Annotated in this window: 19 protein-coding genes; 9 read left to right on the top strand and 10 right to left on the bottom strand. The window is 70.4% G+C overall.

The window, feature by feature from the left end; all coding sequences use genetic code 11:
• Positions 1-11: 11 nt before the first annotated feature.
• Positions 12-470, bottom strand: a complete 459-nt coding sequence (gene arsC / locus MFF30_RS09800) for an arsenate reductase (glutaredoxin) (RefSeq protein WP_238279158.1) — start codon at positions 468-470, stop codon at positions 12-14.
• Complete coding sequence (locus MFF30_RS09795) at positions 463-837, bottom strand: ArsR/SmtB family transcription factor (protein WP_238279157.1); 375 nt, start codon at positions 835-837, stop codon at positions 463-465. Before MFF30_RS09795 ends, arsC begins: the two co-directional genes overlap by 8 nt.
• A 47-nt stretch (positions 838-884) precedes the next feature.
• Between MFF30_RS09795 and arsH the strand changes: the two genes are divergently transcribed.
• The gene (arsH, locus tag MFF30_RS09790) at positions 885-1,712 is read left to right on the top strand and encodes an arsenical resistance protein ArsH (protein WP_283205882.1); all 828 of its coding nucleotides are present in this window, start codon (positions 885-887) and stop codon (positions 1,710-1,712) included.
• Here the strand turns inward: arsH and MFF30_RS09785 are convergent.
• The 6 genes from MFF30_RS09785 to MFF30_RS09760 form a co-directional block, all read right to left on the bottom strand.
• On the bottom strand, positions 1,643-2,602 hold the full coding sequence (locus MFF30_RS09785; RefSeq protein ID WP_238279155.1) for a lipase family protein: 960 nt from the start codon (positions 2,600-2,602) through the stop codon (positions 1,643-1,645). The two genes, arsH and MFF30_RS09785, sit on opposite strands and share 70 nt — an antisense overlap.
• A 128-nt stretch (positions 2,603-2,730) precedes the next feature.
• On the bottom strand, positions 2,731-3,258 hold the full coding sequence (locus MFF30_RS09780) for a gamma carbonic anhydrase family protein (protein WP_238279154.1): 528 nt from the start codon (positions 3,256-3,258) through the stop codon (positions 2,731-2,733).
• A 34-nt stretch (positions 3,259-3,292) separates the two neighbouring features.
• Entirely contained in the window at positions 3,293-4,078 is a 786-nt protein-coding gene (locus MFF30_RS09775; protein ID WP_238279153.1) for an enoyl-CoA hydratase, read from the bottom strand.
• Complete coding sequence (locus tag MFF30_RS09770; protein WP_238279152.1) at positions 4,075-5,298, bottom strand: CaiB/BaiF CoA transferase family protein; 1,224 nt, start codon at positions 5,296-5,298, stop codon at positions 4,075-4,077. The genes MFF30_RS09775 and MFF30_RS09770 overlap by 4 nt, the downstream gene beginning before the upstream one ends.
• A gap of 157 nt (positions 5,299-5,455) precedes the next feature.
• Positions 5,456-6,748: an MFS transporter gene (locus MFF30_RS09765; RefSeq protein ID WP_238279151.1), complete on the bottom strand. Its 1,293-nt coding sequence runs from the start codon at positions 6,746-6,748 to the stop codon at positions 5,456-5,458.
• Positions 6,749-6,955: 207 nt separating this feature from the next.
• Entirely contained in the window at positions 6,956-8,131 is a 1,176-nt protein-coding gene (locus MFF30_RS09760; RefSeq protein WP_238279150.1) for a pyridoxal-phosphate-dependent aminotransferase family protein, read from the bottom strand.
• A gap of 182 nt (positions 8,132-8,313) precedes the next feature.
• Between MFF30_RS09760 and MFF30_RS09755 the strand changes: the two genes are divergently transcribed.
• Positions 8,314-9,051, top strand: coding sequence for a GntR family transcriptional regulator (locus MFF30_RS09755; RefSeq protein ID WP_373320876.1), 738 nt, complete (start codon positions 8,314-8,316; stop codon positions 9,049-9,051).
• Between the two features lie 24 nt (positions 9,052-9,075).
• On the opposite strand, the gene MFF30_RS09750 is transcribed toward MFF30_RS09755, so the two are convergent.
• Positions 9,076-10,119, bottom strand: a complete 1,044-nt coding sequence (locus MFF30_RS09750) for a threonine aldolase family protein (RefSeq protein WP_238279149.1) — start codon at positions 10,117-10,119, stop codon at positions 9,076-9,078.
• A 107-nt stretch (positions 10,120-10,226) separates the two neighbouring features.
• Between MFF30_RS09750 and MFF30_RS09745 the strand changes: the two genes are divergently transcribed.
• Positions 10,227-13,199 carry an FAD-binding and (Fe-S)-binding domain-containing protein gene (locus MFF30_RS09745; RefSeq protein WP_238279148.1) on the top strand — a complete coding sequence of 991 codons (2,973 nt, stop codon included), beginning with the start codon at positions 10,227-10,229 and terminating at the stop codon, positions 13,197-13,199.
• Positions 13,200-13,296: 97 nt separating this feature from the next.
• Here MFF30_RS09745 and MFF30_RS09740 read toward each other — a convergent pair whose 3' ends face one another.
• The gene (locus tag MFF30_RS09740; protein ID WP_238279146.1) at positions 13,297-13,629 is read right to left on the bottom strand and encodes a hypothetical protein; all 333 of its coding nucleotides are present in this window, start codon (positions 13,627-13,629) and stop codon (positions 13,297-13,299) included.
• Between the two features lie 501 nt (positions 13,630-14,130).
• Here MFF30_RS09740 and MFF30_RS09735 point away from each other — a divergent pair.
• The 6 genes from MFF30_RS09735 to MFF30_RS09710 all read left to right on the top strand — a co-directional run bounded on the left by MFF30_RS09735 (position 14,131) and on the right by MFF30_RS09710 (position 21,404).
• The gene (locus MFF30_RS09735) at positions 14,131-14,454 is read left to right on the top strand and encodes a hypothetical protein (RefSeq protein ID WP_238279145.1); all 324 of its coding nucleotides are present in this window, start codon (positions 14,131-14,133) and stop codon (positions 14,452-14,454) included.
• Between the two features lie 114 nt (positions 14,455-14,568).
• On the top strand, positions 14,569-15,882 hold the full coding sequence (locus tag MFF30_RS09730; RefSeq protein ID WP_238279144.1) for an NAD(P)/FAD-dependent oxidoreductase: 1,314 nt from the start codon (positions 14,569-14,571) through the stop codon (positions 15,880-15,882).
• Positions 15,883-15,983: 101 nt separating this feature from the next.
• Entirely contained in the window at positions 15,984-17,558 is a 1,575-nt protein-coding gene (locus MFF30_RS09725; protein WP_238279143.1) for a glucosamine inositolphosphorylceramide transferase family protein, read from the top strand.
• A gap of 80 nt (positions 17,559-17,638) precedes the next feature.
• The gene (locus MFF30_RS09720) at positions 17,639-18,964 is read left to right on the top strand and encodes an MFS transporter (RefSeq protein ID WP_238279142.1); all 1,326 of its coding nucleotides are present in this window, start codon (positions 17,639-17,641) and stop codon (positions 18,962-18,964) included.
• A 5-nt stretch (positions 18,965-18,969) separates the two neighbouring features.
• On the top strand, positions 18,970-20,085 hold the full coding sequence (locus tag MFF30_RS09715; protein ID WP_238279141.1) for a metallophosphoesterase family protein: 1,116 nt from the start codon (positions 18,970-18,972) through the stop codon (positions 20,083-20,085).
• A 50-nt stretch (positions 20,086-20,135) separates the two neighbouring features.
• Positions 20,136-21,404 carry an arsenic transporter gene (locus MFF30_RS09710; RefSeq protein ID WP_238279140.1) on the top strand — a complete coding sequence of 423 codons (1,269 nt, stop codon included), beginning with the start codon at positions 20,136-20,138 and terminating at the stop codon, positions 21,402-21,404.
• The last annotated feature ends 50 nt before the right edge of the window (positions 21,405-21,454 follow it).

Here is a 21,454-nt window from a genome sequence, read left to right as displayed (position 1 = left end):
GCGGGGGAGGTTCAGGGGCCGGTGACGCGGTACCCGTGCGCGTCCACAACGGGCTCACCGTCTTCCTTGGCGAAGGCGCCCCGCTGGGGCGGCAGCAGGTCCAGTACGGCCTCGGACGGGCGGCACAGGCGCACGCCCCTGGGCGTGACCACCAGCGGCCGGTTGAGCAGGATCGGGTGCGCGGCGATCGCGTCGAGCCTGTCGGCATCCGTCAGCGACGGGTCGCCCAGGTTCAGCTCCGCGTAGGGCGTGCCCGTCTCGCGCAGAACGTCGCGGACCGTGAGGCCGGCGCGGTCGAGCAGGGACATCAGCAGCGCCCGCGCGGGCGGGGTCTTCAGGTACTCGATCACGTGCGGCTCGAGGCCGGCGTTCCGGATCATCGCCAGGGCGTTGCGGGACGTGCCGCAGGCGGGATTGTGATAGATCACCACGTCGAACGCCTCGGGGGCGATCGGGGACGGCTCAGTCATGGCTTCGGTCTCCGTCTCCGTCTCCGGCGGGGGAACAGCAGGCCGTCAGGGCCTCGACTGCCGGGACACAGACCTCGGGCCGCCCCTGGCAGCAATCGCGCATCAGGAATTCGATGAGGCCAGACAGGGCCGGATAGGCGGCGCTGTAGCGGATCGAGCGCCCGTCCCGCCGGGACTGGATCAGCCCGGCATGGGCGAGCTCCTTGGCGTGGAACGACAGGTTGGTGCCGGACACACCCACCGACCCCGCCAGCACGCCGGCCGGCAGACCCTCCGGCCCGGCGGTGACCAGGGCGCGCACGATGCGCAGGCGGTACTCCTGGCCCAGGGCCGCGAAGGCCGCGACGGCTTGCCGTTCGTCGATCATCGATGCAATATCTCAACTCTTATTGAAATGTATCGGAGTTCGACGCCGTGGACAAGCCGCTCCCGCCCTACACCGACGGATTGCCGAACCTGAGCCCGGCGCATTTCGTGGTGCCGACGAGCCGGGACCTCGGTCTCGACGCGGGGTTCACGCACCCGCCGCGCTTCCTCATCCTGTACGGCTCCCTGCGTCCGCGCTCGTTCAGCCGGTTCCTCGCCCACGAGGCCGCGCGGCTCCTGACCACGATGGGCGGCGAGGTGCGGATCTTCGACGCCGACGGCCTGCCCCTGCCCGACGACGCACCGGCCGAGCACCCGAAGGTGCAGGCGTTGCGGCAGCTCTCGATCTGGTCGGAGGGTCAGGTCTGGGTCTCGCCCGAGCGCCACGGCACCCTCACGGGGGTGATGAAGGCCCAGATCGACTGGCTGCCCTTGAGCGAGGGCAGCGTGCGCCCGACCCAGGGGCGCACCCTCGCGGTGATGCAGGTCTCCGGCGGCTCGCAGAGCTTCAACGCGGTCAACGCCCTGCGGGTGCTCGGTCGCTGGATGCGGATGATCACCATCCCGAACCAGTCCTCGGTGCCGATGGCCTACCAGGAGTTCGACGCGGACGGACGGATGCGGCCGGGGCCGCTCTACGACCGGGTGGTGGACGTGTGCGAAGAGCTGATGCGGTTCACCCTGCTGACCCGGGAGCGCGCCGACCGGCTGGTGGACAGATACAGCGAGCGCAAGGAGCGCGAACCCGAGCGGCTGAAGGCGGTCGCGGCCGAGATCGGCTTCACCCGCAGCGACGGGTCGGGGGTTCAGGCGTCGACCTTCGCCGCCGTCCCGGATTCGGCGGGCGCGCCGGGGTCCGGTCCGGGGAGCGCGTAGGCCGCCGCGATGCGCGAGAATTCGGGCGTCCGCAGGTAGCCGTAGGACTTGTGGTGGTTCGGCTCGCCGTCCGGGCGGCGGTAGGCGTTCGCCACCCGACAGTCCGTAAGGGCGATGCCGGTGGCGCTCGCCACGTAGTCCGCGCCGAGTTCCCCCATGATCGCCACCACGTCCTCGCCGTCCGCGAGGTTCGTCCAGGCCAAGACGTTGTCCGGCACGCGCAGGGCGCCGTGCTCGGCCTCGAACTTCAACTTCACCTTGGCGAGGCCCAGGGGGGCGGCGGCCGTGACGAGGTGGTCGATCCGCAGGCCGGGCTCCTCCCGCTCCAGCAGGCGCATTACGTCGTAGGCGATGACCGCGCCCATGGAATGCGCGACGAGCAGGATGCGGTGGTCCCGGAACGCGCGCAGGCGCTCGGCCAAGCGGGCGCGGACCCGGCGGGCGAAGTCCTGCTCGGCATGGTAGTGCCAGAGGTCGTCGAAGCGGTATTCCAGGATGGCGTCGTCCACGAGGGTGACCCCGGTCGCCTCCTCGAGGGTGTCGATCCCCGCATAGACGGGGGCGAGCACGTCGTTGGCGGTCAGGCTCGGGGCCGTCTCGCCCTCGGGGAGCGGGCCCGTGCCGGCCTCGGGGCGGTAGGGCTCGCGGTTGCCGTCCTCCGGGAGGGGGGCGTCGTAGCGCAGGTCGGCCCAGTAGACGAACTCGAATCGGAACGCCGGGTCGGCGAGGCCGGCGTTGCGGGCCATGCCCTCGGCGATGGCCGCTTTCCACCAGCGCGTCTTCTCGTCCGCCGGCGGCTTGTTGGCCAGGCCGTGGATGCCGATGACGATGCCGCCGCGCTCCGGGGTGCCGGAGGATTCCCGTCGAAGGTCGCGCGCCGTTCCGTCCACCGCATCCCGCACGTCGCTGCGCCCGCACGGGGCCGATCCGTCACAGAACGCGGCACCCCCGGATTCGGATGCGTCGCCCGGGGTGGCGACGGAGCCGCAGGCCGGCATCGCGGCCCGACGTGCCCGCGTCAGAGCGCCCGGAGGCCGGCGGCGAAGCGGCGGCCGTTGCCGACGTAGCTCTCGGCCGTGCGGGCGAGCCTGGCGGCGGCCTCCGGATCCAGGGTGCGGGCCACCCGGGCGGGTGCGCCCACGATCAGGCTGTTGTCGGGAAATTCCTTGCCTTCCGTCACCAGGGCGTTGGCGCCGATCAGACAATTGCGTCCGATGCGGGCGCCGTTGAGGATGGTGGCGCCCATGCCCACCAGACTCCCGTCCCCAATGGTGCAGCCGTGCACGATGGCGCGGTGGCCGATCGTGACGTCCGCGCCGATCTCGAGGGGAAACCCGGGGTCGGCGTGCAGCACGGCCCCGTCTTGGACGTTGGTGCGCGCGCCGATCCGAATGGTGTCGTTGTCCCCCCGGATCACGGCCCCGAACCAGACCGAGACGTCGAGGTCGAGATGGACCTGCCCGATCACGTGCGCGCCGGGGGCGATCCAGAGGCGGGCGGCATCGGCGATCTGCGGTTCGTGGGGCCCGAGGGCGTAGAGGGTCATGGCGCGTCCTTGCGGATTCGGGGGCCCGGCGGGCTCAGGTGCCGGTCCAGGCGGCGGGGCGCTTGGCCAGGAAGGCCGCCACCCCCTCGGCGAAGTCGTCGCTGCCATAGCATTCCGAAATGAGGTCCGTCGCCTCGGCGGCGGAATCGCGCTCCAGGCGGCGCAGCATCGCGCGGGTCACCCGCATGGTCACGGGGGCGTGCCCTAGCAGGCGCTCGCACATCGCCGCCACCTCGGCGTCGAGGCGCCCCGTCTCCACCACGGCGGCGAGGTAGCCCAGCGGCGCCAGGGTCTCGGCGGTGGGCATCTCGGCCAGCAGCATCATCCGGGTGACGAGGCCCTGGCCCAGGGTCGCGGTCAGCCGGCGCAGGTTGGCCGGCGAGAGGCAATTGCCGAGGGTGCGGGCGATGGGCACGCCGAAGCGGGCCCCGGCCTCGGCGATGCGCAGGTCGCACGCATTGGCGATGGCGAGGCCGCCCCCCACCGCCCAGCCCTCGATGACCGCCACGGTCGGTACCCGGCAGCGCTCCAGCCCGGCGACGTAGCCTTCGATCCGGGCCTCGTAGGCGACGCCGTCCGCCCCCGTGAAGCCGACGAACTGCTCGATGTCGGTGCCCGCCACGAAGGCCTTGCCGCCGGCGCCCCGCAGCACGGCCACCCGTATGGCGGGGTCGGCCTCGATCCGCGCCAGCGCGTCCGCCAGGGCGTCGTACATCGCGAAGGTGAGCGCGTTGCGGGCGGCCGGGCGGTCGAAGGTCAGGTGGGCGACGCCGCCCGCGACGCGGTAGCGGACGGCGCCGTCGTCGATCGGGGCGCTCATGCGGCGAAGGCCCCCTCCGCGCGCAGGCGCTCCACGGCCTCGTCCGAGAGGCCGAGTTCGCTGAGGATCTCGTCGGCGTGCTCGCCGAGCAGCGGTGCGTGCCGACGCACCCGGGCGGGCGTGCCCGAGAGCTTCACCGGAAAGCCGATATTCGGCACGCTGCCCTCGATGGGGTGGGGCACCTCGATACGCATCTCGCGGTGGCGGCCATGCGGGCTCTCGAAGGCCTCCGGGTAGGTGTTCATGCGTCCGGCCGGAATGCCGGCGGCCAGCAACTCGCTCACCCAGGTCTCCGCATCCTTGGCGGCGAAGCTCGTCTCCAGTTCGGCGATCAGCGTTTCGCGGTTCGCGAGCCGCCCGGCAATATCGCGGAAGCGCGGGTCCGAAAACAGGTCCTCGCGGCCGAGCACCTCGCAGAGCAGGCGCCAGAGCTTCGCGTTCGTCGCCCCCATGACGAAGTAGCCGTCCGCCGCCCGCACGGCCTGGTAGGGCGCGCTCATCCGGTTGGCGGTTCCCAGGGGCTCCGGAACCTGGCCGGTACCCCAGTACTCGCACGTGTCCCAGATCGAGAAGGCCAGGGCCGAATCGAACAGCGAGGCGTCGATGTACTGACCCGCGCCGCTGGTCTGCCGGCCGATATAGGCGCTGAGGATGCCGTAGACCGCGAACAGCGCGCAACCGATATCGGCCACCGGCACTCCGGCCTTCACCGGCGGCCCGCCGGGATGGCCGGTGACGCTCATCACGCCGGACATGGCTTGCGCCATGAGGTCGTAGCCCGGGCGCTTGGCCCAGGGGCCGGTCTGGCCGAAGCCCGAGATGCTGGCGTAGATCAGGCCCGGGTTGCGCGCCCGCATCGCGTCGTAGCCGAGGCCGAGGCGCGCCATCACGCCGGGGCGGTAATTCTCCACCAGGATGTCGGCGGTCTCGGCCATATCGAGGAGGAGGTCGCGCCCGGCCGGGCTCTTCAGGTTCAGGGCGAGACTGCGCTTGTTCCGGTTCATGTTGAGGAAGCCCATGCTGTCGGGCCCCTTCATCTTGAACCCCATGGCGCCCCGGGTCTGGTCGCCGGTGCCGGGCGGCTCGATCTTGATCACGTCCGCCCCGAGATCGGCCAGCAGCATGCTGCAGACCGGCCCCGCCATCACCTGCGTGACGTCGAGAACGCGCAGGCCCGCCAGGGGGAGGGGACGGGGTGTGTCGTGCACGGGTTCGTCCATCGTGCTCAGGTCCTGTGTGTTGCGCTACGCGGCCCTCCTCCCCCTTGCGGGGAGGAGTTGGAGGTGGGGGTGGTGCCGCTAGACTCGGCCATTCGAGGGTCTCCCAACCACCCCCACCCCCGGCCCCTCCCCGCAAGGGGGAGGGGAGGCAGGTCCGCTACTCCGCCGGTACGGCCCGGCCGAGCGGCACTTCCGGCTCCTCCACGAAGGGCCGCTCGGGGTGCATGGTGAAGGCGAGGCCGGCGCCGAGCAGGCAGAGGCCGATGGAGCCGACGAAGGGCAGGGTCCACGAGCCCGTGGCGTCGACGATGATGCCGAAGACGATCGGCGAGATGATCGCCGCCACCGCCGAGCCGGTGTTCATCAGGCCCGAGGCCGTGCCCGAGTATTTCGGCGCGATGTCCATGGGCACCGACCAGATCGGGCCGATCACCAGTTCGGCGAAGAAGAAGCCTGAGCTGAGCAGCAGGGCCACCAGCGTCAAGTCGCGGGTGAAGAACACTCCCGTGAGGCTCGCCGCCGCCCCGAGGAAGCCGACCACGATGACGCTGAGCCGGGCGAGCTTGAGGTTGCCGGTCTCCTTCAAGATGCGGTCGCTGAAGACGCCGCCCAGCGTGTCGCCGACGACGCCGGCGAAGAACACGCCCGAGGCGAACAGGGCCGAGTTCTTCAGGTCCAGCCCGTAGTTGAGCTTGAAGAAGCTCGGCAGCCAGCCGAGGAACAGCCACAGGGTCCAGCCGTAGCAGAAATAGGTCAGCGTCACGGGGAGCATGCGGCGGGTGAGGCGGCCCCACGGAATGGTCTGCTTGCCGCCAACCTTGCTCGCCGTGGGCAGCACCGCGAGTTCCTCCGGCGTGATCGCCGGGTGATCCTTCGGATCATCGCGGAAATAGGCGTACCAGACCACGACCCAGGCGAAGCTCGCCACGCCCAGGATGACGAAGCCCATGCGCCAGCCGACCTGGTAGATCAGGAAGGCGACGATCGGCGGGGCCACCGCGTTGCCGAAACGCGCGAAGGCGTGGGTGATCCCCTGCGCGAAGCCGCGCTTTCCCGGCGCCGTCCAGTTCTGCATGGCCCGGGTGGCGGTGGGGAAGGTCGCGCCCTCGCCGAAGCCGAGGAGCACGCGGGCGAGGAACAGGCTGACGAGCCCGCCCACGAACCCGGTGAGGATCGTCGCCGAGGCCCAGATGATGCCGCAGACGAGGAGGGTGCGGCGCGCCCCGAACTTGTCGCCTACCGAGCCGCCGATGACCTGGAAGATGGCGTAGGGGTAGGCGAAGGCGGACAGGATCAGGCCGAACTGCGTGTTCGACATGCCGAGATCCTTCATGATCTCGCCGCCCGCCGTCGCGATGTTCACCCGGTCGAGATAGGTGACGAAATACATCAGGCAGAGCAGGAACAGAACCATGTTCGACGCGGATACGCGTCTCTTGGCTGGCGTCATCGGGGTTTCCTCCGGTTGAACGCTTGCCCCTCGCCCGATCTGATCGCCGGGTTTCTCACGAGAGGCACGCGGGTGGTGTGATCGGCGCGGCTCTCCTCCCCCTTGCGGAGAGGAGTTGGAGGTGGGGGTGATTGGGTGACCCGGCCCGTGCGGAGACTCGCGGCGCCACCCCTACCCCTCCCCGCAAGGGGGAGGGGAAGCTGTTGCTCAATCGTCCAGCCCGGACCGCAGGGCGTCCATGGCCGCCAGCACGCCGCCGCGGGCATGCGGCACGCCGCCGGCCTTCAGACCCATCTCGACGCCCGACAGGGCGGCCATCAGGGTGAGGTCGTTGGTTTCGCCGAGATGGCCGATGCGGAAGACCTTGCCGGCGACCTTGGCGAGGCCGGTACCCAGCGACAGGTCGTACTTGTCCAGGATGAGATTGCGCAGGGCGTCGGCGTCGTGGCCCTCCGGCATCACCACGGCGGTGAGCACGGGCGAGTACTCGGACGGCTCCTGGCACAGGATCTCCAGCCCCCAGGCCTCGACGGCGGCGCGGGTGGCGGCGGCCAGGCGCTGGTGGCGGGCGAAGACCTGCGGCAGACCCTCCTCCAGCAGCATGGCGATGGCTTCGCGCAGGCCGTAGAGCAGGTTGGTCGCCGGCGTATAGGGGAAGTAACCGGCAGCATTGGGCTTGAGCATGTCCTGCCAGTCCCAGTAGGAGCGCGGCAGGGTCGCGGTCTTCGTGGCGGCCAGCGCCTTCTCCGAGAGGGCGACGAGGCCGAGGCCGGGGGGCAGCATCAGGCCCTTCTGCGAGCAGCTCACCGAGACGTCGACGCCCCATTCGTCGTGGGCGTACTCGGCCGAGCCGAGGCCCGAGATCGTGTCGACGAGGAACAGGGCCGGGTGGTTGGCCCGGTCGATGGCCCGGCGGATCTCGGCGATCCGGCTCGTGGCCCCCGTCGAGGTCTCGTTGTGGACCACCATCACGGCTTTGATCGATTTGGCGCGGTCCTCGGAGAGAATCGCCTCGACCCGGGCCGGGTCGACGCCCCGGCGCCAGTCGCCCGGCACGAACTCGACCTCGATCCCCCAGCGCGCCGCCATGCTCCGCCACAGGGTGGCGAAGTGCCCGGTCTCGAACATCAGCACCCGGTCACCCGCCGAGAGCGTGTTGACGATGGCTGCCTCCCAAGCCCCCGTGCCGGAGCCCGGATAGAGGATCACCGGCGCCTTGGTCTGGAACACGGCCTGCGCGCCCTCCAGCACCGCCCGCCCGAGCTTGGCGAAATCCGGCCCGCGATGGTCGATCACCGGCATGTCCATGGCGCGCAGCACGCGCTCGGGCACTGGGCTCGGCCCCGGAATGTGCAGGAAGTGGCGTCCGGTGCGTGTCGTCATCGTGGCCTCGCGGGCATTCGGAATGGGATGCATCGCCGACGGGCGACGCTGCGATCGTCGGCGATACGATGCGCGATCGGGCTGGTCGACCAAAAATTTGCATTCATTTTTGGTCGACGCAAGCATTATTCTGCGCGCGATTGGCCTCGACCCTACCGGTTCGGACTGGTAAAGGCGGAACGATGATGCTTGATGTCGGGATGGAATCCGCGATCGACGCCGGCGCCGCGATCGCGCCGCATGATGCACCGCCGGGTGCAACGGGCGCTTCAACGCTGCACGGTGCCCTGCTGGCGCAGCTGCGCGACTTCGTCGTCGAGGGCAACCTCGCCCCCGGCGCCCGGGTGCCGGAACGCCTGCTCTGCGAGCGCTTCGGCATCTCCCGCACGCCCCTGCGCGAGGCCCTCAAGGTGCTGGCCTCGGAGGGGCTGATCGACCTCCTACCCAACCGGGGGGCCCGGGTCCGCCAGCTCGGCCCCGACGAGATGGTGGCGCTGTTCGACGTGATGGGCGGCCTCGAGGCCCTGGCCGGTCGCCTCGCCTGCGAGAAGATCAGCGAGGACGCCTACGCCGAGATCGAGCACCTGCACCATGCCATGTACGCGTCGTATCTCCGGCGCGACCTGCACGGTTACTTCACAGCCAACCAGGCCATCCACGACCGGATCGTTTCGGCGGCCGACAACGCGCCGCTGGCGGCGACCTATGCCAATTTCGCCGGGCGCCTGCGCCGGGTCCGGTACGCGGCCAACCTCGACACGGACCGCGACCGCTGGGGCGAGGCCATGCGCGAGCACGAGGAGATCCTCGATGCCCTGCGCCGCCGGGCCGGCCCGGAGCTCAGCGACATCCTGTTCCGCCACTTGCGCAACAAGCGCCGTGCCGCGGCCACGCAGGAGACCGCGGCGGTCGGCGCCTGAGCCGGCCGCATGCGCAGCCCGGTCTCAGCGCTGTCCGGACAGGCGCGTCGCCTCGGCGCGGATCACCTCCGCCGACCGCAGGATGTCGGCCTCGTCCACCTCGAGATGGGTGGTGGCGCGGATCTGGTGCGAGCCGATCGCCCGGACCCTAACCCCTTGATCGAGGCAAGCTTTCGCGAACGCGGAGGCCATTACCCCGAGGGGCTCCACCGAAAAGCACAGGATGTTGGACTGGGCCGCGCCGGCCGGGATGGCGAGGCCGGGTGCGTCCGCGATCCGGTCGCGCAGGAGGGCCGCGTGGGCGTTGTCGCGACCGAGCTGGTCGATGTGGTGGTCGAGGGCGTAGAGCCCCGCCGCCGCCAGGATGCCGGATTGGCGCATGGCCCCGCCGAGGCGGTACTTCCAGCGCCAGGCCTCGGTGATGAAATCCTGGCGCCCGCACAGGACGGCCCCGACCGGGCAGCCGAGGCCCTTGCTGAGGTCGATCCAGGCACTGTCGAAGCCCTCCGCGTAGTCCCACGCGGCGATGCCGGTGGCCGCCACCGCGTTGAGGAGCCGGGCCCCGTCGATATGCGCCCGCAGGCCGCGCGCGTGGGCGATGTCGCGGATCTGCCGCATGTCGGGAAGCGCCCAGACCGACCCGCCGGAGAAGCTCGTCGTCTGCTCGATCGACACCAGGGCCGAGCGGGGCGCCGTGCGGGCGGACGGGCGGATCGCGTCCGCGAAGGCCTCCGGCGTGTAGACGCCCGCCGGGGTCTTCAGGGCCGTGACGGAGACCCCCCCGATGGCGGCCGAGCCCGCGGCCTCGGTGTTGTAGATGTGGGACTGGTCGTCGACGATGATCTCGTCGCCCGGCCGGGTCTGGACCAGGATCGCCACCAGGTTGCACATCGTGCCGGACGGCATGAAAACCCCGGCCTCCTGCCCGAGCAGGTCCGCCACCCGGGCGCAGAGCGCGAGGGTCGTGGGGTCCGAATCCGACTGTTCATCCCCCACCTCGGCCCGCGCCATGGCGTCCCGCATCCCCGCCGTGGGCCGCGTCTGGGTGTCGCTGAACAGGTCGATCATCTTGCAAGCCCATCTGAATTCAAAATATCAGCGCCATCTTAGCCCCGGTCGGCCTGCCTGCCAGCCTATCCGGCTCAAATCCGCATCCCATGCGAGGACGATGAAGCATGACCGCCACGGCTGAGCCATCGACCACGCCCCGCGAGGCCAACCCTACGCCCCGTGCGGCGACCCGTCAGAACGCCGGCCTCGCCCGCAGGCTGGCCGAGGCTCTGCAGGGCGAGGCCCGCTTCGATCTCTTCACCCGCGGACGTTACGCCACCGACGCCTCGATCTACCAGATCATGCCGGCCGGCGTGGTCCTGCCGCGCTCGGCGGCCGACATCGCCGCGACTCTGAAGATCGCGGCCGAGCACGACGTGCCCGTCATCATGCGCGGCGGCGGCACCTCGCAAAACGGCCAGCCGATCGGACACGGCCTCGTGGTCGACTGCTCGCGCCACTTCAACGGCATCACCGCCTACGACCCCGAGGGCGGCACCGTCACGGTCGAGCCCGGCATGGTGCTGGAACGCCTCAACACCCGGGTGAAGGCGGACGGCTGGTTCTTCCCCGTCGAGCCCTCGACGGCCACCCGCTGCACCATCGGCGGCATGGCGGGCAACAATTCCTGCGGGGCCCGCTCGCTGCGCTTCGGCAAGATGAGCGACAACGTCCTGGCCATGCAGGCCCTGCTGCCCGATGGCGCTCCCTTCGGCTTCGGCCTGACCGGCAACGACAGCACGGGCGTGACGGGCTCCGGCCGGGCCGAGCACCTCGCCGCCGCGATGCGGGCGCTGGCTGAGTCGGAGCGCGACGAGATCCTGGCTCGGTATCCGCAGGTGCAGCGGCGGGTCGGCGGCTACAACCTCGACGCCCTGATCGAACCCCGGCCGAACCTCGCCCACCTCCTCGTCGGCTCCGAGGGGACGCTGGCGGCCACAACCGCCGTTACTCTGAAGCTGTCGCGCCTGCCCGCCCATCGGGTCATGGGCGTCTGCCACTTCCCGTCCTTCCGCTCCGCCATGGAGACCACAAAGGCGCTGGTCGACCTCGGTCCGGTGGCCGTCGAGCTCGTCGACAACAACGTCCTGGTGCTCGGCGCCGACATCCCGCTGTTCCGCACCACGCTGGCGGACATCACCCGCGGCAAACCGAACTGCCTGCTGCTGGTGGAATTTGCCGGCGACGACCGGGACGCGCTCCTGGCCGACCTCAGGCGCCTCGACGCCTGCATGAGCGACCACGGCTTCCGGAACGCCGTGGTGGAGGTGCCCGAGCCGGTCCGTCAGAAATCGGTCTGGGAGGTGCGGGAGGCCTGCCTCAATATCATGATGTCCATGAAGGGCGACGCCAAGCCGGTCTCCTTCATCGAGGATTGCGCGGTGCCCCTGGAGCACCTCGCCGACTACACCGACACCGTCACGGAGGTCTTCACCCGGCACGGCACCCGCGGCACCTGGTACGCCCACGCTTCGGTGGGCTGCCTGCACGTGCGCCCGATCCTCGACATGAAGCAGGGCGGCGACGTCGCCAAGATGCGGGCCATCGCCGAGGAGGCCAGCGCCGCCGTCCGCCGCTTCAAGGGCTCCTATTCCGGTGAACACGGCGACGGCATCTCGCGCTCGGAATACATCGCACCGATGTTCGGAGCCCGGCTTACCCGTGCCTTCGAGGCCGTCAAGGACGGCTTCGACCCGGCCAACCGCCTGAACCCCGGCAAGATCGTCCGGCCCCTGCGCATGGACGACCGCGCGCTGATGCGCTTCCAACCCGGCTATGCGGTGACGCAGCCCGGCACCACGGCCCTCGACTGGTCGGACTGGGGTGGGTTCGGCCCGGCTGTGGAGATGTGCAACAGCAACGGCACCTGCCGAAAGCTCGCCGGCGGCGCCATGTGCCCCTCCTACCGCGTCACCAAGGACGAGCAGCACCTCACCCGGGGCCGGGCGAACTCCCTGCGGCTGGCGATCTCTGGTCAGCTCGGGACGGACGCCTTCACCAGCCCCGAGATGAAGCGGACCCTGGATCTCTGCGTCTCGTGCAAGGCCTGCCGGCGCGAATGCCCCACCGGCGTCGACATGGCCAAGATGAAGATCGAGTTCCTGCACCATTACCATGCCCGGCACGGCCTGCCCCTGAAGGAGCGGCTGGTGGGGGCGCTGCCGCTCTACGCCGGTACGGCGGCGTGGCTGGCCCCTCTCCTCAACCTGCGTGACCGGCTGCCGGCCCTCGCCCGCCTCTCCGAGCGCGTCGCCGGCCTCTCGGCGCGCCGCACACTGCCGCAATGGCGCCGGCCCTGGCGCGAGACCGGCGAGCCGGCGCACCCGAGCGACGTGACGGGCGACTTCCGCGACGTCGTCCTGTTCGGCGATACCTTCAACCGGGCCTTCGAGCGCGAGAACCTGGAGGCGGCCGAGCGGGTGCTGGTCGCGGCCGGCTACCGCCTGCACCGGGTCTTCCCCCATCGTGGGCGCCGCCCGCTCTGCTGCGGGCGCACCTACCTCGCTTCCGGCCAGACCGATCGGGCCCGGGCGGAAGCCCGGCGGACGATGACGGCGCTGTTGCCCTACGTGCGAGCGGGTGCGCGCATCGTCGGCCTCGAACCCTCCTGCCTGCTGACCTTCCGCGACGAGTTCGCGTCGCTGCTGCCGGGCGCCGAGGCGGCCGAGTTCGGCAAGGCAAGCTTCCTGTTCGAGGAGCTTCTGGCCATGGACCTGCAGGCGGGGCGCATCGCGCTGCCGCTATCCGACCAGCACGGGCGGGTGGCCCACCTGCACGGCCATTGCCACCAGAAGGCGTTCGCCGCGATGGGTGCGGTGGAGACGGTGCTGCGCGCGGTGCCGGGACTCGATCTGCGCGTCATCGAGTCGAGCTGCTGCGGCATGGCAGGCGCCTTCGGCTACGGCGCCGAGACCATCGACGTGTCCCTGGCGATGGCGGAACTGTCCCTGTTTCCGGCTCTTCGCAAGGCCGGCCCCGACGATATCGTGGTCGCCGACGGCACCAGCTGCCGCCATCAGATTCACGATGGGCTGGGTCTCGAGGCACGCCACGTGGCGCGGGTGCTCGACGAAGCCCTGACGCACAACCGGTCGTGACGGGAGGGAGATCTCAGAACGGTCGCGGGCCCGACGGGAGCGGACATGATCGTCCCGCTCCGTCGAACCGGCGTCTTTCGTTATACTCGGTCGCGGCTCAGTTGCTCACCGCGAGCGCGGCGCGCGTTACCGGGAGGCTCGGCGGCGTCGCATCGGCCACCTGATGGGAGGAGCGCTGAGCGGCGGCCGGTACCATCCAGTCCGATGCGATCTGCGCGGACAGCATCAGCACGAGGGCGGCGATCAGCCCGTGTGCGGCGATCCGGAAGGGTTTGGCCGCCTGCTGGACGGAGCGTAGGATCTCGTCCGAGCCAGTGTTCCCGGGAGCGCGCCCATCCGAGATCGGGAGCAGCCACGGCTCGCTCGGTAGAGCGTGAACGCCACCCATCTCATGGGCGCCGGGTAGGTTCTGGAATAGTCCGCTCGACATATCCATCCTCCTGGATCGGTTGCGGCAGGCCAGTCTGGCGACCGTTCGTTCATGTTCAGTTAATCTGAAAATTTGTTCATTTCAAGTTCAGGTCGCCCGCACGCTCTCCGTGCCGCTGCTCTCTGGCGCCTCAAAAAGACCCGTCGTGAGGCCGGTTTGGCCTCGATTTGGGGTTGCGGCCGGGTTCCTCAACCTCGGTCGAACAGGCTCTCCCAACGATTGGTGGTGTTTCCTCTCGCTTAGCGCGTCATCCTTAGAGCGTCATCGGCGGCGCTTTGCTGCTCGGGGTGGTCGCACACCTGTTCGTCGCTGGCCTCGTGGCCTGATTCGTCGCTGGCCTCGTGGCCTGACGCAGTCCCGAGGCCTCGATTTGCCGAGTGCCGTCGCGCACGCCGGTCCGCCGCTCCCCGGTTTGGAATCAGGGGCGTAACATCCGCACGCACGGCGGAAACATGGGCCGCCTACGATCCTTCGCTCCCCCAGTTCCACGAGGGCGAAACCATGAAACGCATCGTCGCCGCCTGTCTCATCAGCCTCTCCGCCATCGCCACCTGCGCGGCGGAGCCCGCGCCGGGCGGTCCGCCCAGCCCGAATCCGGGAATGGCGGACGGAAACCGACCCGAAGGCCCGCGCCGGGGGCCGCCGGAGGGGGACCGCGACGGCGGCTGGCGCCGCCATCCGCCCATGCTGGGTATGAAGGGCGGCCACCTGCGGTTTCGCAAGGGCGAGACCGGGATCGACTTCAAGTGCGCGGCCGATGACAGCACGAAAGCCTGCGTCGATGCCCTGATGCCCCTCGTGGACAAACTTCTCCAGGCCCGCTGAAGCCGCCGCGCCTGCGTGTCGGCGCCTTCCTCTCGATCCCCGGGATGATGCCTGATACGCGAACGGCACATCGCACCGCCGGGGCGGCGCGGGACGAACCGGAGAAGAAGTCCGATGAGCAGTGTCGCGCCCGAGGCCGAGTTGGACGTTGCGGTGATCGGCGGCGGCATGGTGGGCCTTGCCTCCGCCCTCGCGCTGCGGGAGCGGGACGTGCGCGTCGTGCTCCTCGATCCCGGCGAGGCCCGGGCCCGCACGTCCTACGGCAATGCGGGCGTGATCAGCCGGGGCTCGATCTTCCCTATGTCGAGCCCGGCGCTCTGGGCTAAGCTGCCGTCCTACCTGCGCAATGCCGATCGCGGGTTGCGTCTGCGCCACGCCCATGTCGCCCGGGTCATCCCGTGGACGGCGCATTTCCTGGCGGCCGCCCGCACCTCGGCCTGGGAGCGGGCGGCCGCCGCGCTGCTCCCGCTGACCAGTGCGGCCCTGGCCGAGCATGCACGACTGGCGGACCGCGCTGGCGCGGCGCACCTGCTGAGCCGGCCCGGCTGGATCAAGCTCTACCGCACGGACGATGCGTTCGCGTCGGCCGAGCTGGAGCGCGCGATCCTCCGGCGGCATGGCATCGCCCTCGACATCCTCGATTCCGACGCGATCCGCGACGTCGAGCCGGCGCTGGTCCGGACTTATGCGCGGGGCATGCTCCTGCCCGAGACGGGTGCCGTCAGCGATCCCGGCGCCCTCGTCGAGGCCTATGAGCGCCTGTTTCTGGATCTTGGCGGGCAGATCCTCCGCCAGGCGGCCCTGCGGTTGGTGCCGGTCGAGGACGGCTGGCAGATCCATCACGCGGCCGGCGTGGTGCGGGCGCGTCAGGTGGTGCTGGCCGCGGGGGCGGCCTCCGCCGAGATCGCGCGGGGCCTCGGCTACCGCTTCGCCTTCGCGGCGGAGCGCGGTTACCATCGCCACTTTGCGCTCCACCCCGACAGTCCGCCGCTCACCCGCCCGGTCCTCGATACCGGCGCGGGCTCGATCCTGGCGCCAATGGGAGACGGGCGGGTGCGCGTCCTCTCCGGCGTGGAACTGAATGCCCGTACGGCGGCGCCGGACTATCACCAGATCGAGGCGGCTTCCCGGGAAGCTGCCGGGACGCTGCGCCTCGGCGCGCCCCTCGACAACCGGCCCTGGATGGGTGTGCGGCCTTCGACGCCGGATGGCATGCCGGTGATCGGCGCGGCGCCCCGCCATCGCGGGCTGATCTTCGCCTTCGGTCACGGGCATATCGGCCTCTCCACCGGCGCGATCACGGGGCGTCTGGTCGCGGACCTCGCCACGGGCGCCACGCCCGCGATTCCGCTGGCGCCGTTCGCGCCACAGCGGCTGCTCGGCTGGCCGTGCTGGCGGCTTCCGAAGGAGGAACGGCGCTCCGCATGAGGCGCGGATTGACGACGCTCGCCCGAGTCGCCATGCGAACGGACGGCACGCTTCGCCACGCCGCCGACTTTTAATCCCTCGTGCGAAGGGGCTTGCACCTCATGCGCCTGAGCGTTCGCCTCGACGGGCGTATGCCCCGCCGCTGGCACCTCCGGCTCATCGAACGCATGACGCACCGCCCCGGTGTGACCGTGTGTGTGGACGCCCGGCCGGGACCCGGCGCCCTGCCGGGCAATGCCGCCCTGCTGTTCCGGCTCGAGGCGATGCTCCGGCGACTGCCCGGCGACGGTCCCTCGGCGCCCGTCGACCGCGCGCGGATCGATCTCGCCGGTCCGGCGGCGTCCGGCCCACCCGACCTCATCCTCGACCTCTGCGGCGATGTCGAAGCTGGTCGCGTACCGGTTTGGCGCCTGGCCTTCGACGACGCCCCCGGGGAGGCCGCCCTGCTCGCCGCCCTTCTGGCCGGGCGGCAACCCTTGGTCACGATCCGCGAGGGCGAGCGAATCCTGGCCTCTGGACGGGTGGGGACCGAGGCGCGCAGCATCATGCTCACGGCCTTCGAGGATGCCCTGGTGCGGACGAGCAGCCTCGTCCTCGCCGCCCTCGACGGAACCGGGCCGCGCCTCGACGGCGCTCACCTGCCGAGCCGACACAGGCAGGGCTTGTCGGCGCTTGATCTCGGCGCCCGCGCCGCGCGCCTGGGGGCCCGCATGGTGTCCCGCCGTCTCCGGGCCCTCTGCATCCGGGCGCCCCATTGGCGCACGGGGTGGCGCAGCCTGTCGGGGCCGGATGTCATCGACCTGCGGGCGCATCCCGCCTCCGGCTGGAACGTCCTGCCGGACGACGGACGTCGCTTCTACGCCGATCCGTTCCCCATCGACGATCACGAAGGCACGGTGCTGTTCGTCGAAGACTATGTCTATGGGCAGGAGAAGGGTGTGATCTCGGCCGTACGCTTCGGCGCCGAGGGTCCGCGCGGAACGCCGGTCCCCGTGCTGGAAGCCGGCCATCACCTGTCCTACCCGTTCGTCTTCCGCGACGGGGGCACCCACTGGATGGTGCCCGAGAGCGGATCGGCGGGCACCCTGGATCTCTACCGGGCCACGGCCTTCCCGGGCGGGTGGGTCAAGGAGGCGACGCTTCTGTCCGGCCTCAACGCCAGCGACCCGACCCTGTTCAGGCAGGGCGACCGGTGGTGGCTGTTCGCCACGGTGCGGGACGACGGCGAGCATGGCGGCCCCTTCGCCGGCTGGGGCTCGTTCTCGGACAGCCTGCACCTCTGGTCGGCGCGCGATGTCCGGGGACCCTGGGAACCGCACCCGATGAACCCGGTCGTCGTCGACATCGCCTCCGCGCGTTCCGGTGGACGGATCGTCGAACGCGGCGGTGCGCTGTTCCGACCCGTCCAGGATTGCACCGAAACCTATGGCGGCGCGCTGGGGCTCGCGCGGATCGAACGCCTCGACGCACTGGGCTACGCGCAGCGCGTCGAGACGATCCTGCGCCCCGGGCCCCGGTTTCGGGGCACCGGCCTCCACACACTCAATCGATCCCGGACCTTCGAATTCATCGACGGCGCCGGTTCGGTGCTTCGACGCAGGCCGATCTCGCACCCACCACGTGATCACGCCGAAGTTAATCCCGCCCCTGGAACAAAGCGTCGCGCCTCCACTTAAGGCAGCACTTGAAAGGGTCGTGCGTCCCGTTGCGCCGATCGTTTCCGGTTCACGAACCTGCCTTTCAACGGAAGCTTTCCATGGCCGAGACACTTGCCCCCCGGTCCTCCGTCGAGCGTGCGCCGTCGACGCGCGTCCTGCGCGGCCTCGATGCCCTTAATTTCTTCCTTGCCGATGTCCGCGACGGGCTCGGTCCGTACCTCGCGATCTATCTGATCGCCGTGCGCGGCCCCGACCAGGGCTGGAACGAGGCGACCACCGGCCTGATCATGACCATCGCGGGCATCGCCGGCCTCATCGCGCAGACGCCGGCCGGGGCATTGATCGACCGCACCAACCACAAGCGCGCCATCGTCATCGCCGCGGCGGTGGCGGTGACGTTGAGCTGCCTCGTCCTGCCCTTCATCTCGAACTTCTACGTGGTCGCCGCCACGCAATCGGTGGCCGGCATCGCGGGCGCGATCTTCCCTCCGGCGCTGGCCGCCATCACCCTCGGCGTCGTCGGCCCCAAGATGTTCGCCAAGCGCATCGGCCGCAACGAAGGCTTCAACCATGCCGGCAACGCGGCTTCGGCGGCGATCGCGGGCGGAACCGCCTACTTCTTCGGGCCGATCGTAGTCTTCTGGCTGATGGCGCTGCTGGCCCTCTGCAGCATTGGCGCCATGCTGATGGTGCCGGCCGATGCCATCGACGACGACCTCGCCCGCGGTCTCGATCAGACCGAGACCCAGGCGCGCACCGAGGGCCAGGAGGAGCCTTCGGGGCTCACCGCACTCCTCAAGAACAAGTACCTGCTGCTCTTCGCGGTGCTGGCCGCCCTGTTCCACCTGTCGAACGCCGCCATGCTCACCTCGGTGGGGCAGCTGCTGACGAAGCTCTCCGGCAAGGACAACGCCACCTCGCTGATCGCGATCTGCATTGTGGCGGCGCAGCTGGTGATGGTGCCGGTGGCGGTCTTCGTCGGCGCCAAGACTGACGCGATCGGGCGTAAGCCGATCTTTCTTGCCGCCTTCGGCGTGCTGGCGATCCGCGGCGTCCTCTACACCCTGTCGGACAACCCGTTCTACCTCGTGGGCGTCCAGCTCCTCGACGGCATCGGCGCCGGCATCTATGGCGCCCTCTTCCCCGTCATCGTCTCCGACCTGACCCGGGGGACCGGCCGGTTCAACGTCTCGCAAGGGGCGGTCGCGACCGCCCAGAGCCTGGGGGCGGCACTGAGTGCGACGCTCGCCGGCCTCATCATCGTGTCGGCGGGCTACTCCACCGCCTTCCTGGCCCTGGCGGCGATCGCCGCCCTGGGCTTCGCTCTCTACCTCTTCGCGATGCCGGAGACGCGGGGCTATGAGCCCGACCGCTCCGGCGCCGATGGCGGCGGCTTGACGCCCGTCCCCGTGCCGGCGGTCTGACCGGCATGAGTGCGGCCGACGACATCCTCGCCTTCGCCCATATCGGCGACCTGCACCTCACCGCCGCGGACGCCGACAACGCCCGCGATTTCCGCGCCATCGTGGACCAGATCAACGCCGTGGACGGGCTCGATTTCGTCTACGTGCCTGGCGACAACGCCGACAACGGCACGCCGGAGCAGTACGCCCTGGTCCGGGCCGGGCTCGACCGCCTGCGCCGGCCGGTCCACGTGATCACCGGCGACCACGACATGGAGGGTGGGAGCCTCGACGCCTTCTATGCCGGCCTCGGCGCGCTGCGGCTGCCCTATGGGGTGACGGTATCGGGCACCCGCTGCCTGTTCCTCGACATGTGCGGGCCGGGCTCCGGCGGACCGGATTTCCGCCTCGGCGCCGAGCAGATCGCCTGGCTCCGGCGGGAGGTGGATGCCGCCGAGGCGGAGGGACACGACTGCGCCCTGTTCATGCACAGCTACCCCGCCGACCTGAAGGGGGAGGGCGAGGCCGAGACTGTCGCCGAGATCGTGCACCGCTCGCGCATCCGCCTCGTCGAGATGGGGCATACCCATTACAACGAGCTCGCCAATGACGGCCGGACCATCTACGCGGCGACCCGCTCGACGGGCCAGATCGAGGAGGGGCCGGTCGGCTACGCCATCGCGGCGATCGACCGGGGCGTGGTGAGCTGGCGGTTCAAGGAACTGGCGCAGGGCTGGCCCTTCGTGGTGATCACCGCGCCAGCCGACCGGCGCCTCGCTCATGCCGAGGACCACATCGTTTCGGGCGCCACCGAGATTCGCGCCCTGGTGCTCGGTGCCGGCCGGATCGCGGTCTGCGAGTTCAGCATCGATGGCGGTCCCTGGCGCCCCATGCGGCGCGCCGAGGGCGAGCGCCGCTTCCGCGCTACGGTCGACTGGCCGGTGGGAGGCCGTCGGCTCGCCGTCCGGGCGCAGGATTCCGAGGGCGGCGTCGGCGAGGACCGGATCGAGCCAGCCGGCGACGTCAGTGCCCTTGTCAATTCTAAGGGGCTCGGCAGCGACGCCGATTCCGTCGGTGCCTGGCCGGACCGGGGCATCCTCGGCACCCAGCTCGGCCCGAACCGCAATGGGCGCCACTGGTAGGGCGCATCCGCCTTACCCGACTTTCTTTCCGACCAAGGATTCCGAGCCCGATGGGTGCGCTGACGCTGACCCCGAACCTCGTCACATGGGCGATCGCCGCCGTCGCCACACTGGGGGTGATCACCCGGCCCTTCTCCTGGCCGGAGGCGATCTGGGCCGTGCTGGGCGCCGTCGCCCTCGTGGTCTTCGGCTTGATGCCGGCCGGGACCGCCTGGGAGGGCGTTCTCAAGGGTACGGACGTCTATCTATTCCTCGTCGGCATGATGCTGATGTCCGAGGTGGCGCGGAAGGAGGGGCTGTTCGACTGGCTCGCCAGCATCGCGGTGCGAGCGGCTAAGGGTTCTCCTACCCGCCTGTTCACCCTGATCTACGTCGTCGGCACGGTGGTGACGGTCTTTCTCTCCAACGATGCCTGCGCGGTGGTGCTGACCCCGGCGGTCTACGCCGCCACCAAGGCCGCGAAGGTCGAGAACCCGCTGCCCTACCTCCTGATTTGCGCTTTCATCGCCAATGCGGCGAGCTTCGTTCTGCCGATCTCGAACCCGGCCAATCTCGTGGTCTTCGCCGAGCACATGCCACCGCTCACGCAGTGGCTGGCGATGTTCGCGCTCCCCTCCGTACTGGCCATCGTCGCGACCTACGCGACCCTGCGCCTGACCCAGAACTCCGTCCTGCGGAGCCAGCAGGTCGCCACCGACGTCGAGGCCGTGCGCCTGTCCCGGACGGGGCTCGTTGCCGGGCTCGGCATCGTGGCCACCGGCGGCGTGCTCATCGGCGCCTCCGCCCTGGGGCTCGACCTCGGCCTGCCCACCTTCGTGGCCGGCGGTCTCACCACGGCGGCTGTCCTCCTGATGAAGCGCGGCGGCCTCGTCGAGGTCGCCAAGGACGTCTCCTGGAGCGTGCTGCCCCTGGTGGCCGGCCTGTTCGTGCTGGTCGAGGCGCTGGAAAAGACCGGCGTGCTGCGGATGATCGCCGATGCGCTGAAGCAGGCGGCCGCCGCCTCGCCCGTCGAGACCGCCTGGGGCGCCGGCACCCTGATCGCGGTGCTGTGCAACCTCGTCAACAACCTGCCGGCCGGCCTGATCGCGGGTGCGGCGGTCCAGACCGCGCACGTGCCCGACAAGGTGGCGGGCGCCGTGCTGATCGGCGTCGATATCGGCCCGAACCTGTCGGTGACGGGTTCACTCGCCACCATCTTGTGGCTGACCGCGATCCGCCGCGAGGGCCAGGACGTCGGCTTCTGGCGCTTCCTCAAGCTCGGGCTCCTCGTCATGCCGCCCGCCCTCCTGCTCGCGCTGGCCGGCCTCCTCCTCGTCTGATCCCTCGCGGCTCAGCACGAAGTCCCCAACACGAAGTCCCCCGCCCGAAG

The organism is Methylobacterium goesingense (assembly GCF_022179225.1).
In the GTDB taxonomy this organism is placed as follows: domain Bacteria; phylum Pseudomonadota; class Alphaproteobacteria; order Rhizobiales; family Beijerinckiaceae; genus Methylobacterium; species Methylobacterium goesingense.
This window is presented reverse-complemented; position numbering and strand designations above follow the sequence as displayed.